Source organism: Acetobacter cibinongensis (genome assembly GCF_000963925.1).
Classification (GTDB): domain Bacteria; phylum Pseudomonadota; class Alphaproteobacteria; order Acetobacterales; family Acetobacteraceae; genus Acetobacter; species Acetobacter cibinongensis.
The window spans coordinates 1-15,429 of sequence record NZ_BAMV01000008.1; the positions used below are offsets into that span (position 1 = coordinate 1).

Genomic DNA, 15,429 nt, shown 5'->3' on the forward strand with positions numbered 1-15,429 from the left:
GCCTGGCGGGGGCGGCCCCCAGCAGGGTAGCTTGGCTCAGGGCACTTTTGCCACGCCACATCACATCTTCCAGTCTCCGACTTTCCCGTTCCGGGTTGCTGACCAGCTTGAGGAAGGTTGTATCCAGTGCTTCTGCCAACCGGTCCAAACTACCCAGACTGATATTGGCGTGCCCCGATTCCAGATTAACGATCATGCGGCGGCTGATGCCAGACGCAGCAGCCAGAGCCTCCTGACTAAGGCCTGCTTCCTTGCGTAAATGGCGCAAATTTGTACCGACATGCGCCAGAACATCAGAACGAGGGACTTGATTGTGCATTATAGTGCTCATATACGCTAAAACCTATGACCCATACCACATCATCTCACACTCGGCCTCGTAGCGGTCTCTCGCGGCAAGAGCTGATTCTCATCGGCATTACCGTGCTGTGGGGTGGAACATTCCTCATTATTCATAACAGTATGCAGCATACTGGGCCGCTGTTTTTTGTGGGCGTGCGGTTTATTACGGCAGGGCTTATGTCTGCCGTGCTTTTTCGCAAGGCTCTGGCAGGGCTGACTAGGCATGAGCTGAAGGCCGGATTGTGTATCGGGGTATCCGTGTTCATGGGGTACAGCCTCCAAACATTGGGCCTGAAGACCATTCCCAGCACGCAGTCCGCCTTTATTACGGCACTCTATGTGCCCATTGTCCCGCTGTTACAATGGGGCGTGCTCAAACGTCGGCCGCACGCCATGAGTTGGGTTGGTATTGCTCTGGCCTTTATTGGGCTGATCTTATTAACCGACCCCAAGGCAGTTGCAACAATTGGGTTTAGTGTCGGGGAAATTGCAACCTTGCTGGGTGCGTTGTCCATTGCGGCAGAAGTTATTTTGATCAGCCGTTTCGCCATCAGTGTAGATAGCCGCCGCATTACCGTGGTGCAGTTGATGGTGGCAGGCGTTCTGGCTCTGCTTGCCATGCCGGTTGCGGGCGAACATGTACCGGCCTTTTCATGGGACTGGGCAGGGCCAGCCATAGGGCTTGGTGCCATGAGCGCTATTATCCAGTTTGCTATGAACTGGGCGCAAAAAACCATTTCTGCCACACGGGCTACCGTTATTTATGCGGGTGAGCCAGTGTGGGCGGGTGTGTTCGGGCGTATGGCGGGGGAATATTTGCCATTGCAGGCCTTGGTAGGAGCAGGCCTGATTTTGGTAGGGGTGCTAGCCAGTGAACTGCGCTTGCCTGCCCGGCGAAAGCCGGAAGGTGCGGCAAGCGCCAAAAGCTAAGTCTTTCTTTAAGTGTGTTTGCCAGACCTTACGGCTGGCGGAGTGCAGGCCTGCTTATCCGCGCAGCACGTTGCGGGTATAGCGGCGCGCCATGTCCGCAGCACTTTCCTCGCTCGGCAGTAGGCCAATGAGCTGTAGTTCATCATAGTATTGGGCAATCTGTTCGCGTAGAGGGTGGCCTGTTACCGGGTGGATAGGCGGTTCACTGCTCAGCATGTCCTGCACACTTGTTGAGTTCATGCCCGCTGTAGCCTCCGCTATCAGGGTGGCGGCCTCGGTGCGGTGAGCATTGGCCCACCGGGCAGCATCCCGCAACGCCAGTGTCATGGCTGTGGCGGCATCAGGGTCTGCGGCCAGTGTGCTGCTGGATACCCCTAAAATCATGTTGGTGCGGTCTGCATAATGGCCGGTGTTGCTGCTGACCAGTTCGGTAAACAATCCGTTTGATGTGCCAAGCAGTTGCCAGGCAAAGGGGTCGTGCGTGGCTATTGCGTCAATGGTTTTGGCAGCGGCTGCTGTTATCATATCTTCGGCGGGCATGGGGCGCCATGTAATGCCCTCCATGGCGTTAATGCCCTTGCGCCGCATCATGATGGCAAAAAACAGTTTGTCGGCAATGTTCTGGTCCGGAATGGCAATGGTGCGGCCAAGCAACTGGTCCAGCCGGGTAATGCCTGCACCCCGCCGTACCAGTAGCCGGAACACACCCGGCTGAATGCCCAAAATCAGGTTGGCTGCCAGACCGTCATGCAGTTTTGGCAGCCATGACAACGCAGGCGCTACGGCAAAATCTGCCACGCCACCAGCAAGGGCTGCCAGTGCGCCGGACCCGTTGAGCGGGGCAGAGGTAATGTCAACGTCCAGACTATATTGTGTGAAAAAATCTTTCTGGTAGGCCACCGCCAGCACGGGCGCGCTGGAGGCATCAGGCCATGCCAGTTTGATCTGCCTGTATTGGCCATCCGGCTGCCTGCGTGGCGGGCGCGGGTGCCGCAGGACCTGATACGCGCCAAGTCCGCCCGCTACGGCCAGACCAGCGAGACTGCTGAGAAGAACCGTGCGGCGTGATGTGGGGCTGGTAGAGGGTCCGTGCGTGCTCATGGGTCTGTTCTACACGCTGTTGCGCCGGGTGTCGCCCGCCGGGAAAAGACATGCCGCAAAAAAATGAAAAAAAAGGAAAAAAGGGGGTTTACGAGTGCCGGGGAGTGCGGCTATACGATGCCTCGCTGGTCCCGAATAGCTCAGTTGGTAGAGCAAGCGACTGTTAATCGCTGGGTCGTAGGTTCGAGTCCTACTTCGGGAGCCAGCCTTATATTTCCTCAAAATTTTCAAATTATCTTGCTTCTGGTTACAGGCTTCTGTGCCCAGTTTTTTGGTGTGCCGTTTACGCTTTGGGTAAATGCAGGCCGCGCTGTGGCAGGCCTGCATGTCGAATACCGCTTCGTTAGCGCAATGCTGCAATGCCGGTCAGTTCAACCTTCCATGCAGGATTAGCCAGCTTGGCTTCCACCGTAGCGCGGGCCGGTTTGTTAGCGCGGTCAAGCCACGCATCCCAGGCCCGGTTCATGCCGGCCATGTCGCTCATGTCAGCCAGAAAAATCTGAACAGACAGCATGCGGCTTTTGTCGGTGCCAGCTTTAGCCAGCAGGGCATCAACCTGCCGCAGAATATCGGCCATCTGCCCTTCTGCATCCAATGAGGAATCGTCAGCAATCTGGCCGGCAAGATGGATCAGGCCGTTGTAAATCACAGCGCCGGTCAGGCGTTCTTCCGGGTCAAGGCGGGTAATATCACTCATTTTACAGGGTCCTTTTTGAAACAGGGGCTGAGGTGTCAGGCCAGCGGCATATTATCAATCAGCCGAATATCGCCAAGGCTTGCGGCCACAAACAGGCGGGCGGTCGGGTCAGAGGCTTGGGTGGGCTGGAGCGTGCTGCCAGACCGCAGGTCCAGATAATGCACCACAAAACCGGCTTGTTTCAGGGCATTTGAGCACACGCCAAGCGTGGCTTCTACCGTGCCGCCTTGTTTCATGGCGGTAATGCAGGCTTTCAGTGCTGTGGGGAGTGCTACAGCCTGTTGCCGCTGCTCTGGGCTTAAACGCTTGTTGCGGGAAGAAAGGGCAAGGCCATCGGCTTCGCGCACGGTGGGTACGGGCAGGACGCTGACTGGTAGGTCAAGGTCCTGTATCATGCGGCGAATAAGACAGAGCTGCTGGAAATCTTTTTCTCCAAAAGCTGCGATATTTGCGCGTGTTTGCAAAAGCAGCTTGGTCACAACAGTTGCGACACCATCAAAATGGCCGGGCCGGTCAGCACCGCACAGCATACTGTCCAGACCGGACACCATAACGCGTGTGGCAAAGCCGGGGGCATACATCTGGCTGGCGTCTGGCGCATACAGCACATCGACGTTGCCTGTTTTTTCCAGAAGTGCTGCATCTGCCTCCAGCCCCCGTGGGTAAAGGCGGAAATCATCGGCATTGTTGAATTGTATGGGGTTTACAAACACCGTCACAATACGGCGCGTCACTTTGCCATCCAGCGCTTTTACCAGTGTCAGATGGCCGGTATGTAACGAGCCCATGGTGGGCACAACACCTATTGTGTCTCCGTTGCGGTGCCAACCTGTGACACAGTCGGTCAAATCCTGCCGGGTTGTAATGAGTTTCATAAGACTGTCCGATTGTAGAAAATAAGGAAGCAGGGCCACTGCTGTCGATGTGGCATGAGCAGGCACTCTGTTTAAGAGGTTTTGGCCTACACGGCCAGTTGGCACCCTTGTTGCCCGGAAACCGTCCCTCACGCAGTATGAGCGTTAAACTAGGGAAAACTTGCCCTTCCATCATGGTCAGGTGTTTTGACAGTGGGCAGGTAGCCTGCTTTACAGGCCGGGTTTGTAGCCCGCAGGATAAAGAAAGGTGAGACAATGAACACCCTTTCTGAAGCGCCCGTTGTTAAAGGCTGGTGCCCCGGTCTTTATGCCCCCATGCAGGCGGCAGACGGCTGGCTTGTGCGTGTGCGGCCGGAGTTTGGGCGGCTGACGGCGGCTCAGGCCCTGTGTCTTGCGCAGGAGGCCGAGCAGCACGGCAAAGGGCACATTACCCTGACAAACCGGGCGAACCTACAGTTACGAGGGTTTTCGCATGAGCAGGCATTGGCTTTTCCCGCACGGATGCAGGCTGCGGGACTAGGTTTGCCAGACCCGGCGCAGGAAAAACGGCTGGCTTTGCAAATAACGCCCCTTGCCGGATTAGACCCCATATGTGCTGATGACACACTGCTATGCGCCCGCCTGCTCAAAGCTGGGCTGCTTGAGCGGGACAGTCTGTCCGGGTTGCCGGATAAATTTGGGTTTGCTGTAGAGGGGGGCGGTATATGCCCTGTTGGAGCCTTGAAGGCAGACATTCTCCTGCAAACGGACAGGGGCGCATGGCGTGTCGCGTGCGGGGCGGCGCGTAGCTTGCCACTCACTGGTCCTCAGGCTGTGCAGCTTGCATTGCAGTTGGCGGAAGCGTTTGTGATGCAGAATGAAGCCCAGCGCCCAATGCGGAACCCGCACTGTGGTGCAAGGTTGTTTGCTGCGTGTGGTCAGGGCTTTGCTGAGTCGGCAGATCATCCTTCGGCTGTAACCCCGCCTGTGCTGGTGGGGCAGATCCTGCCGACGCTCTATGGGATGGGTGTGCCTTTGGGAAGCCTTACGGTGGCCATGTTGAGGGCCTGCGCCCACAGTGCCGCCAGTGGTGATGGCTGGCTTTATCTGACCCCATGGCACAGCATCGTGCTCGCAGGTCAAAAAACGCAGCCGCTTCTGCATAGGTTTGTGACAGACTTGGCGGACCCGCGCTTGCGGGTATTTGCCTGTGAGGGTGTGAAGGGCTGTGCACAGGCGAGTGTTGATGTGCCAGCGCTGGCCTTGCAACTGGCGGCGGATATTCCTGTAACGACTGCGGTTCATGTTGCAGGGTGCAGCAAAGGCTGTGCCCATCCTGCTGCTGCGGATGTGAGCATTGTGGCCGGGTTACAGAGCTATGCCCTTGTCAGAAACGGCACGGCGGGCGATGAACCCACCTGTCATGAGTCCAGTTTTGACGCCGTGCGCGCCCGTGTGCGGGCTTGGGCAGCAGAGAAGACGCCAAAGGAAGGGTAGAGTATGAAAGCCGCGATGGAAGAATATGAGTATATTCGTGATGGCGCGGCCATTTACCGGCAGTCTTTTGCGACCATTCGTGCAGAAGCTGACCTGAGCGGCTTTACCCCGGAGCAGGCCAAGGTTGTTGTCCGCATCATTCACGCCTGCGGTATGGTGGATGTTGCCCGGCATGTCCGTATGTCACCCGGTTTTGTGCAGGCTGCAACGCAGGCTTTGAAAAACGGAAAACCAATTTTATGCGATGCCCAGATGGTAGCGCATGGCGTGACACGCACACGCCTTCCTGCGGAGAACGAGGTTGTGTGCACTTTGCGTGACCCGCGCACACCAGCGCAGGCTCAGCAGATTGGCAACACACGTTCAGCCGCAGCGCTGGACTTCTGGGGGGATAAGTTGGATGGCGCTGTGGTGGCCATAGGCAATGCCCCAACCGCCTTGTTTTATTTATTGGAACTTTTGAATGCGGGAGCCCCAAAGCCTGCCGCCATTATTGGTTTACCCGTTGGGTTTGTGGGGGCCGCAGAGTCAAAAACTGCTCTGTCCCACCGCACGGATGTGCCGTGGTTGATAGTGGAGGGGCGCTTGGGCGGCAGCGCCATGGCCGCCGCTGCGGTGAACGCGCTTGCCTGTGAGGCCGAGTAACATGGCACAGGGCACGTTACATATTGTGGGTGTAGGGCCGGGTGACCCGGAATTGTTGACAGTGCGCGCTGTTAAAATACTTCAGGCGGCCAAAGTGGTGGCGCATTTTTGCAGGCATGACAAAAAAGGCCACGCCCGCACCATTGCAGACCCCTATATAACACCCGGCACGCAGGATGTGCGGCTTGCCTACCCGTTCACCATTGAGGTGTCGGTTGAGGACCCTGCCTATCAACGTGATATACAGGGTTTTTACGATGCCTGTGCTGAGCAGTTGGCCGAGAGTCTCGCGCAGGGGCAGGATGTTGTGTTGCTGTGTGAGGGCGAGCCTTTTCTGTATGGGTCCGCCATGTATCTGTTCGACCGGCTCAAGGGGCGTTTCGATACAGATGTTGTGCCCGGTATTGCGGCCATGAATGGCTGCTGGTCACAGGCACAAGTCCCCATGACACATGGGGATGATGTGTTATGCGTGCTGCCAGCAACATTGCCGGAAGCGGAACTGGCACACTGGCTTGGCCAGACGGATGCCGCAGTTGTCATGAAGATTGGCCGTAACATGCCTAAGGTGCGCCGCGCGCTGGAGCAGTCTGGCCGCCTGCCAGATGCTCACTATGTTGAACGTGGAACACAGGCAGGCAGCTTTACTCAGCCATTTGAGAAATGTGGTGACACAGCACCTTATTTTTCTCTTGTTCTGGTACCAGGCCGGAAGGGCGTGCGATGACAGGGCGTGTCAGCATTATTGGGCTGGGGCCGGGCAATAAGGCGCAGCGGACACCGCAGGCCACGCAGGTTCTGGCACGGGTGACGGACCTTGTGGGCTACGGCCCCTATGTGCAACGGGTTGAAGCGCCAGCGCATGTGGTGCGCCATAGTTCCGACAACCGGGAAGAACTGGACCGCGCGCGCCATGCGTTGGAGATGGCGCAGGCCGGGCGGCATGTGGGGGTTGTGTCCGGAGGGGATGCCGGTGTGTTTGGCATGGCGAGTGCCATTTTTGAAGCGATACAGAACGGCCCCGCAGCGTGGCGCAGTCTGGATATTGAGGTCATACCCGGTGTCAGCGCGGTTCTGGCAGCGGCAGCCAGACTGGGTGCCCCATTGGGTGGAGATTTTTGTGTCATCTCTCTTTCCGATAACCTGAAGCCCTGGTCTGTTGTTTTGCAACGCTTGCAACTGGCCGCGCAGGCGGGTTTTGTTATTGCCCTGTATAATCCGCGCTCAAAGGCACGCCCGTGGCAGTTGGGTGAGGCTTTGGCGCATCTGCGGCACTACGCCCCGGCAACAGCACCTGTTGCCTTTGCGCGGGCCATTGGTCGGCCCGATGAAAGTGTTAAAATCAGCACTGTGGCAGAAGCAAATGCGGAGTGGGCGGACATGAGCACGCTTGTGCTTATAGGCTGTGCTGCCAGCCACACCATAGAACGGCCAGATGGTCAGGACCCGTGGATTTACACGGCCCGAACAGTTGCAGCCCCCTGATGCTGCAACCACGTCATGGCCTCCCGTGCTGTTGCTACCGTCTGGCTGGTGGTTACAGCGGGACGATTGATCATGATAACGGGAAGATTACAGGCGCGCGCGGCCTCAATTTTTGCAAAGGTGGAGCTACCACCAGAATTTTTTGTAACAAGATGCGTTATGTCGTAGTGCTGGAACGTAGCAAGTTCAGCGGCCAGATCAAAAGGGCCTTTCGCTGTTATAAGGGTGGTTTTGGGGGGCAGCGCGGCGGGGGCTGGGGCTTCAATGGAGCGCAGAATGTAATGGTGCTGCGGTGCAGCCTGAAACGGCCGCGTTTCCTTGCGGCCTGTTGTCAAAAAAACTGTCAGAGGGCTTTTGCCCAGCCCGGCAGGGTCCGCCAGAGTGTGTGCCGCAGCCTGTATGGAGGGCACATACTGCCAGTTATCACGCGCAGTAGCTTGCCATTCCGGGCGCTCAAGCCGCAGCAGCGGAATGCCCAGTTCTCTAGCGGTCAGGCTGGCAGTGTGGCTCATGGTGGCAGCAAAAGGGTGGGTGGCATCTATAATGGCCTGAACCCTGTTTGCACGCAGCCAGCACAGCAACCCTTCACGGCCGCCAAAACCCCCAACACGGCAGGGCAGAGTAGGCAGAGCCGGATTTTTGGTAACACCCGCCAAAGACAGGGTTGGTGCAAAAGCACTGTTGCCTGCCAGCATTTGGCACAATGCGGTGGCTTCCGTCGTGCCACCCAAAATCAGAATACGCAAAGGGGCGGGCGTAGCAGGCATTGGTACGGCTTTCAGGCTGAGGCACTTGTCCCCAGCCATATCGCTGGAGTGCAGACCAAGGCAAGGCATGCAGCCGTTATGCCGCCCCGCACAGTGAGAGGAAATGTGGCATGACAGATGGCACGGCACAGACACGGTGGCTCACTCTGGTGGGGGTAGGGGAAGATGGGCCTGATGGTCTGTCTCCGGCAGCACGCAGCCTGATTGAAAATGCGCCTTATGTTGTGGGAGGAGAGCGCCATTTGGCGCTGTGCCAGACCCTTATAAAGGGCGAGGCGCATATATGGGACAAACCGTTTTCCAGCGCCCTGAAGGCGGTTTTGGCACGGCGGGGCCAGCCGACGCTGCTTTTAGCATCGGGTGACCCGTTTTTGTACGGTGTTGGGGCATCGCTTGCTGCGCACATCACACCGGAGGAGTTCTGGTGTGTGCCGTCAGTGTCCTCGGTTGCTTTGGCGTGTGCCCGCATGGGGTGGGCACAACAGGCGTGCCGGGTGCTGTCGCTTTGCGGGCGGCCCAAGGAACTGCTGCTTCCTTACTTGCAGCCGGGTGCCCGGTTGTTGATTCTCTGTGCCGATGAGCAAACGCCTGCCATGTTGCTGGCGTGGTTGACGGAGCGCGGGCTGGGGCAAGCCCAGTGGCACTGCCTGCAAGCTCTGGGCGGCCCGCAAGAACGTGTCGTGAGCGGTCTTGTGCAGGGTGGTGTGCCTGTAGCTGTAAACCGTTTGTGCATTCTGGCACTTCAAATTCCTGCAGGGGCGGTGGCCAATACCATACCCCGTGTTGCAGGGCTGCCAGACATCTGCTTTGAGCATGATGGCCAGTTAACCAAGCGTGAAATACGGGCTGTCACGCTCTCTTCCCTCGCACCCAGAGCAGGGGAGTTGCTGTGGGATGTGGGAGGGGGTGCTGGCTCGGTTGGCATTGAATGGATGCTGGCGGACCCTGCCTGCCGGACCATTACAGTTGAGCGGACGCCTGAGCGCGCTGCCCGTATTGCCCGCAACGCGCAGACGTTGGGGGTGCCGGACCTTCAGGTCATTACCGGGCAGGCTCCCACAGTATTTGACGGTTTGCCAGCGCCGGACGCCATTTTTGTAGGTGGTGGTGCAAGCAATCCTGCGTTGCTAGAGGCAGCATGGGCAGCGCTTAAACCGGGGGGGCGTATTGTGGTCAACGGAGTTGTGCTGGAAACAGAGGTCCGGCTGTTTGAGGCCATGCAAAGATGGGGAGGCAACCTGACGCGCTTAAATGTGGCGCGGCTGGATACAGTGGGGACACTGCACGGTTTTCGTCCAGCCATGAGTGTTACGCAGTGGGTAGCATGGAAGCCATGCCAGTCATGATAACGGTGGCAGGGTTGGGGTGGAACCATTCCGCCACGCCGGAGCAGGCGATGCGGGTTTTGCGCATAGCCATGCAAACATATTCCATACAAAAAATTTCCAGATTGGCTGTGCCAGACTTTAAAAAAGCGGAGTGGCTGGCTGAACTGGCCCATGCTTTTCAGGCCGAGTTGGTTGCAGTGCCCAAGCCAGTGCTTATACAGATGCAGCCTTTGTGCCTGACACACTCTGATATTGTGGCAGAGGCAACAAGGGGTGCGTCTTCCATAGCGGAGGCCTGCGCCCTTGCTGTGGCCGGGCATGGGCGGGTTTTATATGGGGCACGGCAGGTTCAAGGTGGTGTTACCTGCGCTTTGGCCAAGGGAGAGGGATTATGACAGTTCATTTTATTGGAGCAGGCCCCGGCGCTGCTGACCTCCTGACCCTACGCGGGCGTGACATACTGGCCAACTGCCCGGTTTGCCTGTACGCAGGCTCCATTATCCCGCCGGATATGCTGGCATTTTGTCCGCCAAATGCACGGTTGGTTGATACGGCCCCCCTTACATTGGACCAGATTGAAGCTGAGTATGTGAAAGCGCACGAGCAAGGGCAGGATGTTGCGCGTCTTCATTCAGGGGACCTGTCCCTTTACAGTGCAGTTGCAGAGCAGACGCGCCGGTTGGACAGGCTGGGTATTGCGTGGCGTATGGTGCCGGGTGTGCCAGCCTTTGCCGCGGCTGCGGCCACGCTAGGGCAGGAACTGACAGTGCCAGGTATTGCCCAAAGCCTGGTGTTAACACGAGTGACTGGCCGTGCATCCGCAATGCCAGAGCGAGAGAACCTGCCTGCTTTTGCCGCTACTGGCGCAACGCTGATTATTCATCTGGCTATTCATGCGTTGGATAAAATTGTTGCGCAGGTCATGCCTTTTTATGGGCAGGACTGCCCGGTGGCCATTGTGGCCCGTGCAACATGGGCGGACGAGGTGGTGCTGCGCGGCACGCTTGGCACCATTGAGGCCGAGTTTGCCAAAAACCCTATTGAACGCACGGCCCTTGTGCTTGTGGGGCCCGCATTGGGGGAAAAGGATTTTCGGGAAAGTGCTTTATATAGCACAGACTATCATCGCCGCTTCAGGGGGCTGGATACGGCCCCGCAGCAGTAACCGCGTCAGTTTGGCCAACGCACTGGCCTTTACGGTCGAAGACCATCACATCGACCCGGCAAGGTGTGGGGCTGAGTGTGTGAAGCGCGGTGCGCAGTGCTGAGTGGGCAATAAGGTTTCCCAACGGCACACCATTTGCGCTGGCACAAAGAAAAGCCTCTGCCACGGTCTGGCTGCTGGCAATGGCACTGCATGTCGGGGTGTCTGCGCCCCCCTCACACGCCAGATCTGCCAAAGCCTGCATGTCTGCCTGCCCGCGCTTGGAGTGCAGGTCCAGTCTGCCTTGGCCAAGTTTGGTCATTTTTGCAATGCCGCCAGCAATGGTCAGGCGGGCTACGGGGTGGCTACGCACGTATTTAAGCAGGCCGCCAACAAAATCCCCCATTTCAATCAAGGCAGTGTCTGGCAGACCGTAATACTGCTGCGCGGCTTTTTCGGAAACATTGCCGGTTGAGCCAGCAATATGCGGCAGGCCTTCAGCACGGGCGACATCAATGCCACGGTGAATACTGTCAATCCATGCGGCGCAGGAGAAGGGCACAACAATGCCTGTGGTGCCTAAAATGGAAAGCCCGCCAACAATGCCCAAACGGCTGTTGAGGGTGCGCTCTGCCAGTTTGGCTCCATTATGGACGGAAATTGTCACTTCCGCGTCGGGCAGACTGGCATGCGCTTCAGTCAGGGCCTGACGGATCATGGCGCGGGGGACAGGGTTAATGGCGGCTTCACCGGGGGGCACGGGTAGGCCGGGGCGTGTGACAGTGCCCACCCCTGTTCCGGCCCTAAAAACAACACCGCTGCCCGCAGGCAGCACGCGGACCGTGGCCCGAATAACAGCGCCATGCGTCACGTCCGGGTCATCTCCCGCATCTTTAATCACCTCGGCGTAGGCGGTGTCACCCTCCTTGCCGTGGTGGCAGAGGGCAAAGAGCACAACCCTGCCGTTTGGTAGTGTTATGGGTACGGTGGCTGGGGCAGGGTGCCCCTGTAGCATCAGCCATGCGGCCTTGGTTGCGGCAGTGGCGCAACTGCCGGTTGTCCAGCCCCGGCGCAGTGGTGATGTGTTCTGGGTCATGCTGCGGACAGTAGAGCAGGTGAGGCGCTTTGAGCAAAGCCAATGGACAGAGACGTCATGGGTAAAAGATTAAATTTTGCAAGAGGTGAGATTACCTCCCCCCTGTGGTAGAAGGCGGGTATGTCCTACGCAGATTTTGTTCACCTTCGGGTTCATTCCGCTTACTCCTTGAGCCAGGGTGCCATTCGTGTGCCAGAACTGGCCAAAATGGCGCAGGATATGCGTATGCCTGCCGTGGCCATTGCGGATTCCGGCAATCTGTTCGGGGCGCTGGAATTCTCCCAATATTGTGCCAAGGCCGGGGTGCAGCCCATTATTGGCTGTCAGTTGGGCTTGCCCTCACGCAATGACAAACCGGGTTCCCCGGCGGAGCCGGTTGTGCTGCTGGCCCAGAACGAGACTGGGCTGACCAACCTGCAATTTTTGTCGTCCAACGGGTTTCAGGAATCTGACCCGTCTGACCCTGTGGTAAGCCTGACAACATTGCGCGAAAGGTCTGAGGGGTTGCTGCTGCTGACCGGCGGCACCCGTGGGCCACTGTTTCAAATGTTGGCGGAAGGCCAGAAGGATGAGGCTGAACGCTGGCTGGCCCAGATGCATGAGGCTTTTGGTGACAGGCTGATTGTTGAATTGCACCGCCATAACCTTGCCGTGGAAAAAGCGGTAGAGCCGGGCGTGATAGCGTTGGCAGACCGGTTTGGCCTGCCACTGGTGGCGACCAATGAATGCTTCTTCCCCAAGCGGGAAATGTATGAAGCCCATGATGCACTGATCTGCATTGCCCAAGGCCGCACTATGGCGGAGCGGGACCGGTGGCGCGTGACGCCGGAACACTGGTTCAAGCCACCCGCAGTTATGCGTGCTCTGTTTGCTGACCTGCCAGATGCCTGTGACAACACGCTGGAAATTGCCAAGCGCTGCGCCATCAAGGTGGAGACACGCAAACCCCTGCTGCCCGTCTGCCCCAAGGTGCGAGAAGGCGCAACGGAGGATGAAACCCTGCGCGCCATGGCATGGGAAGGGCTGGAAAAACGCTTGTCCGGCGTGACCATGGATGAGGAAACGCGCAAGACCTACAATGAGCGTCTGGCCTTTGAGCTGGATATTATCTCCAAAATGGGGTTCCCTGGTTATTTCATGATCGTGGCGGACTTCATCCAATGGGGGAAGCAGCATAATATTCCGGTGGGTCCGGGCCGTGGGTCTGGTGCAGGGTCATTGGCTGCCTGGGCGCTGACCATTACCGATATTGACCCCATCCCCTTCAACCTGCTGTTCGAACGGTTTCTGAACCCCGAACGTGTGTCCATGCCTGACTTTGATATCGACTTCTGTCAGGACAGGCGGGACGAGGTGATTGCCTATGTGCGGCGCGAATACGGGCCAGACCGTGTGGCGCAGATTATTACCTTCGGTAAGTTGCAGGCCCGCGCGGCTGTACGAGACGTTGGGCGTGTGCTGGGGCTGCCTTACGGCATGGTCAACCGTGTTGCGGAGCTTATTCCCAACAACCCCGCTAAACCAACCACCCTGAAAGACGCCATTGCAGGCGAACCCAAACTTCAGGAAATGCGTGATAATGACGAGGCTTTGCGCAGGCTTCTGGAAATTGGTCAGCAGATTGAAGGTCTGTTCCGCCATGCCAGTACGCACGCCGCAGGGGTGGTGATTGGGGACCGGCCTTTAGTTGAACTGGTGCCGCTGTACCGAGACCCGAAAAGTGACACGCTGGTTACCCAGTATAACATGAAGTTTGTTGAGCAGGCCGGTCTGGTCAAGTTTGACTTTCTGGGTCTGACAACGCTGACCATTTTGCAAAGGGGCGTTGGTTTCCTGCGTAAAATGGGGATCGAGGTTGATCTGAGCCGTATTCCGCTGGATGACGCCGCAACCTATGAGATGCTGAGCCGGGGGGATACGGCAGGCGTGTTCCAGTTCGAAGGCGCGGGGATGCAGGACGTCTTGAAACAGATGCGTCCTACACGGCTGGAAGACCTGATTGCTGCCGTGGCCCTGTATCGCCCCGGACCCATGGCCAATATTCCCGATTATTGCAGGCGTAAACATGGGGAGGCCTGGGAGCCACCGCATGAGGAAATTCGGGATATTCTTGAAGAGACCTACGGTATCATGGTCTATCAGGAACAGGTTATGCAGATTGCCCAGAAAATGGCAGGCTATAGCCTTGGTGGCGCTGACCTTCTGCGCCGCGCCATGGGTAAGAAAATTCGCTCAGAAATGGATACACAGCGCGAGTTGTTTACGGAAGGTGCTGTTAAACGCGGCATTGACCGTGACAAGGCCGTTGAAGTGTTCGACATCATGGCCAAGTTTGCTGACTACGGCTTTAACAAATCGCACGCGGCAGCGTACGCTCTTGTTTCGTATCAAACGGCATGGATGAAGGCGAACCACCCGGTTGCGTTTCTGGCTGGTTGTATGTCCCTGGCACGGGAGCGTACTGAAAAACTGGCGGCACTACGGCAGGAAGCCGAGCGCATGGGTATTAAGGTTCTGCCGCCAGATATTAACAAATCCGAAGCCGATTTCTGCGTTGAAACCCTGCCGGATGGTAGCAAGGGTATCCGGTATGCGCTGGCTGCGGTCAAAAAAGTTGGGTTCAGCGCCATGGAGGCCTTGGTAGCCACCCGTGGCAGCAAGCCATTTAAGGACCTGTCCGATTTTGCAGCACGGATTGACCCTAAACAGATCAACCGGATGCAAATGGAAAATTTGGCCAAGGCCGGTGCTTTTGAATGTATTGATAAAAACCGTGCGCGTGCCTACCGCTCTGCGGATACTATTTTGCGCCGCGCACAAAGTCAGGCGCAGGAAGCAGCATCAGGCCAGATAGGTCTGTTTGGGGGTGCGGGACATGTTGAAACGCTGCGCCTTGTAGAAGGGGCCGACTGGCCGGAATTTGAGCGCCTTGCCATGGAGGCCGAGGCCATCGGCTTTCATATGACGGCACATCCGCTGGATGCGTATGGTCCGGTCTTGCGGCGTATGGGGGTCACTAAATCCTCAGCGCTCCTGTCTGCGGCGGAAGCCGGGGTAGGGCGTGTGAGCATTGCCGGGTGTGTGGTGGATAAAAAGGAACGCCCAACACGCACAGGGAATAAAATGGCATGGGTTCGTCTGTCTGACGCCACTGGCGGGTGCGAAGTCACTGTGTTCTCCGAAGTACTCAGCCGCGTGCGGGAAAGTCTTACCGCAGGTACCGCCGTTCTGGTGAAAGCAGACCTGAAGCTGGAAGGCGAGGCCTTGCGTATTACGGCCAGTGACATCATGGAACTGGAGCAGGCTGCGGCACAGAACCAGAGTGAGTTGCGTGTCTGGGTTGAGAAGGAAGACGCGCTTGCTCAGCTTTGCGATATTCTGAACAGCCAGCGCGGCGGCCCCGGCCGTATCACACTCCTGCCGGGTGTTGCCGATACCTGTGACGTGGAGGTCAGGTTGAAAGGCGGCTATAAAGTGACGCCGCTACTGGGCCAGCGCCTGAAGACGCTGCCCGGTATCTCCCGTGTGGAGCAGGTGTAAAAG

The 15,429-nt window shown here is 57.7% G+C and carries 15 protein-coding genes and 1 tRNA gene; 10 read left to right on the forward strand and 6 right to left on the reverse strand.

What is annotated here, in order from left to right:
• Nucleotides 1-331: helix-turn-helix domain-containing protein (locus Abci_RS04450; RefSeq protein WP_048838150.1), on the reverse strand; the 331-nt coding region annotated here is incomplete at its 3' end.
• 14 nt (nucleotides 332-345) lie between these two features.
• On the opposite strand from Abci_RS04450, the gene Abci_RS04455 reads away from it, so the two are divergent.
• Nucleotides 346-1,272 carry a DMT family transporter gene (locus Abci_RS04455; RefSeq protein ID WP_048837960.1) on the forward strand — a complete coding sequence of 309 codons (927 nt, stop codon included), beginning with the start codon at nucleotides 346-348 and terminating at the stop codon, nucleotides 1,270-1,272.
• 54 nt (nucleotides 1,273-1,326) lie between these two features.
• On the opposite strand, the gene Abci_RS04460 is transcribed toward Abci_RS04455, so the two are convergent.
• Nucleotides 1,327-2,373: an ABC transporter substrate-binding protein gene (locus Abci_RS04460; protein ID WP_048837961.1), complete on the reverse strand. Its 1,047-nt coding sequence runs from the start codon at nucleotides 2,371-2,373 to the stop codon at nucleotides 1,327-1,329.
• A 129-nt stretch (nucleotides 2,374-2,502) separates the two neighbouring features.
• Between Abci_RS04460 and Abci_RS04465 the strand changes: the two genes are divergently transcribed.
• Nucleotides 2,503-2,578, forward strand: a tRNA-Asn gene (locus Abci_RS04465).
• 138 nt (nucleotides 2,579-2,716) lie between these two features.
• Here Abci_RS04465 and Abci_RS04470 read toward each other — a convergent pair.
• Together Abci_RS04470 and panC are read right to left on the reverse strand one after the other, a co-directional pair.
• Entirely contained in the window at nucleotides 2,717-3,070 is a 354-nt protein-coding gene (locus tag Abci_RS04470; RefSeq protein WP_048837962.1) for a RidA family protein, read from the reverse strand.
• A gap of 35 nt (nucleotides 3,071-3,105) precedes the next feature.
• Nucleotides 3,106-3,945, reverse strand: a complete 840-nt coding sequence (gene panC / locus Abci_RS04475) for a pantoate--beta-alanine ligase (protein WP_048837963.1) — start codon at nucleotides 3,943-3,945, stop codon at nucleotides 3,106-3,108.
• A gap of 255 nt (nucleotides 3,946-4,200) precedes the next feature.
• Between panC and cobG the strand changes: the two genes are divergently transcribed.
• From cobG to cobJ, 4 genes are read left to right on the forward strand one after another with little or no spacing between them, the layout of a single operon-like run.
• Nucleotides 4,201-5,421 (forward strand): precorrin-3B synthase, encoded by a 1,221-nt coding sequence (gene cobG, locus Abci_RS04480; protein ID WP_052944768.1) that lies wholly within the window; start codon nucleotides 4,201-4,203, stop codon nucleotides 5,419-5,421.
• Between the two features lie 15 nt (nucleotides 5,422-5,436).
• The gene (locus Abci_RS04485) at nucleotides 5,437-6,066 is read left to right on the forward strand and encodes a precorrin-8X methylmutase (RefSeq protein ID WP_146806750.1); all 630 of its coding nucleotides are present in this window, start codon (nucleotides 5,437-5,439) and stop codon (nucleotides 6,064-6,066) included.
• Nucleotide 6,067: 1 nt separating this feature from the next.
• A complete protein-coding gene (locus tag Abci_RS04490) occupies nucleotides 6,068-6,793 on the forward strand; it encodes a precorrin-2 C(20)-methyltransferase (RefSeq protein WP_048837965.1) in 726 nt (241 codons plus the stop codon).
• A complete protein-coding gene (cobJ, locus tag Abci_RS04495; protein WP_048837966.1) occupies nucleotides 6,790-7,551 on the forward strand; it encodes a precorrin-3B C(17)-methyltransferase in 762 nt (253 codons plus the stop codon). Before Abci_RS04490 ends, cobJ begins: the two co-directional genes overlap by 4 nt.
• Here the strand turns inward: cobJ and Abci_RS04500 are convergent.
• Nucleotides 7,521-8,387, reverse strand: coding sequence for a cobalt-precorrin-6A reductase (locus Abci_RS04500; protein WP_244877584.1), 867 nt, complete (start codon nucleotides 8,385-8,387; stop codon nucleotides 7,521-7,523). The two genes, cobJ and Abci_RS04500, sit on opposite strands and share 31 nt — an antisense overlap.
• Before the next feature lie 41 nt (nucleotides 8,388-8,428).
• Between Abci_RS04500 and cbiE the strand changes: the two genes are divergently transcribed.
• From cbiE to cobM, 3 genes are read left to right on the forward strand one after another with little or no spacing between them, the layout of a single operon-like run.
• Nucleotides 8,429-9,664, forward strand: a complete 1,236-nt coding sequence (cbiE, locus tag Abci_RS04505) for a precorrin-6y C5,15-methyltransferase (decarboxylating) subunit CbiE (RefSeq protein WP_048837967.1) — start codon at nucleotides 8,429-8,431, stop codon at nucleotides 9,662-9,664.
• On the forward strand, nucleotides 9,661-10,041 hold the full coding sequence (locus Abci_RS04510) for a cobalamin biosynthesis protein (RefSeq protein ID WP_048837968.1): 381 nt from the start codon (nucleotides 9,661-9,663) through the stop codon (nucleotides 10,039-10,041). The genes cbiE and Abci_RS04510 overlap by 4 nt, the downstream gene beginning before the upstream one ends.
• Nucleotides 10,038-10,811, forward strand: coding sequence for a precorrin-4 C(11)-methyltransferase (gene cobM, locus Abci_RS04515; RefSeq protein ID WP_048837969.1), 774 nt, complete (start codon nucleotides 10,038-10,040; stop codon nucleotides 10,809-10,811). Before Abci_RS04510 ends, cobM begins: the two co-directional genes overlap by 4 nt.
• Here cobM and Abci_RS04520 read toward each other — a convergent pair.
• Nucleotides 10,780-11,886 (reverse strand): cobalt-precorrin-5B (C(1))-methyltransferase, encoded by a 1,107-nt coding sequence (locus Abci_RS04520; protein WP_048837970.1) that lies wholly within the window; start codon nucleotides 11,884-11,886, stop codon nucleotides 10,780-10,782. The genes cobM and Abci_RS04520 overlap by 32 nt on opposite strands.
• 120 nt (nucleotides 11,887-12,006) lie before the next feature.
• Between Abci_RS04520 and dnaE the strand changes: the two genes are divergently transcribed.
• Entirely contained in the window at nucleotides 12,007-15,426 is a 3,420-nt protein-coding gene (gene dnaE, locus Abci_RS04525) for a DNA polymerase III subunit alpha (RefSeq protein WP_048837971.1), read from the forward strand.
• The last annotated feature ends 3 nt before the right edge of the window (nucleotides 15,427-15,429 follow it).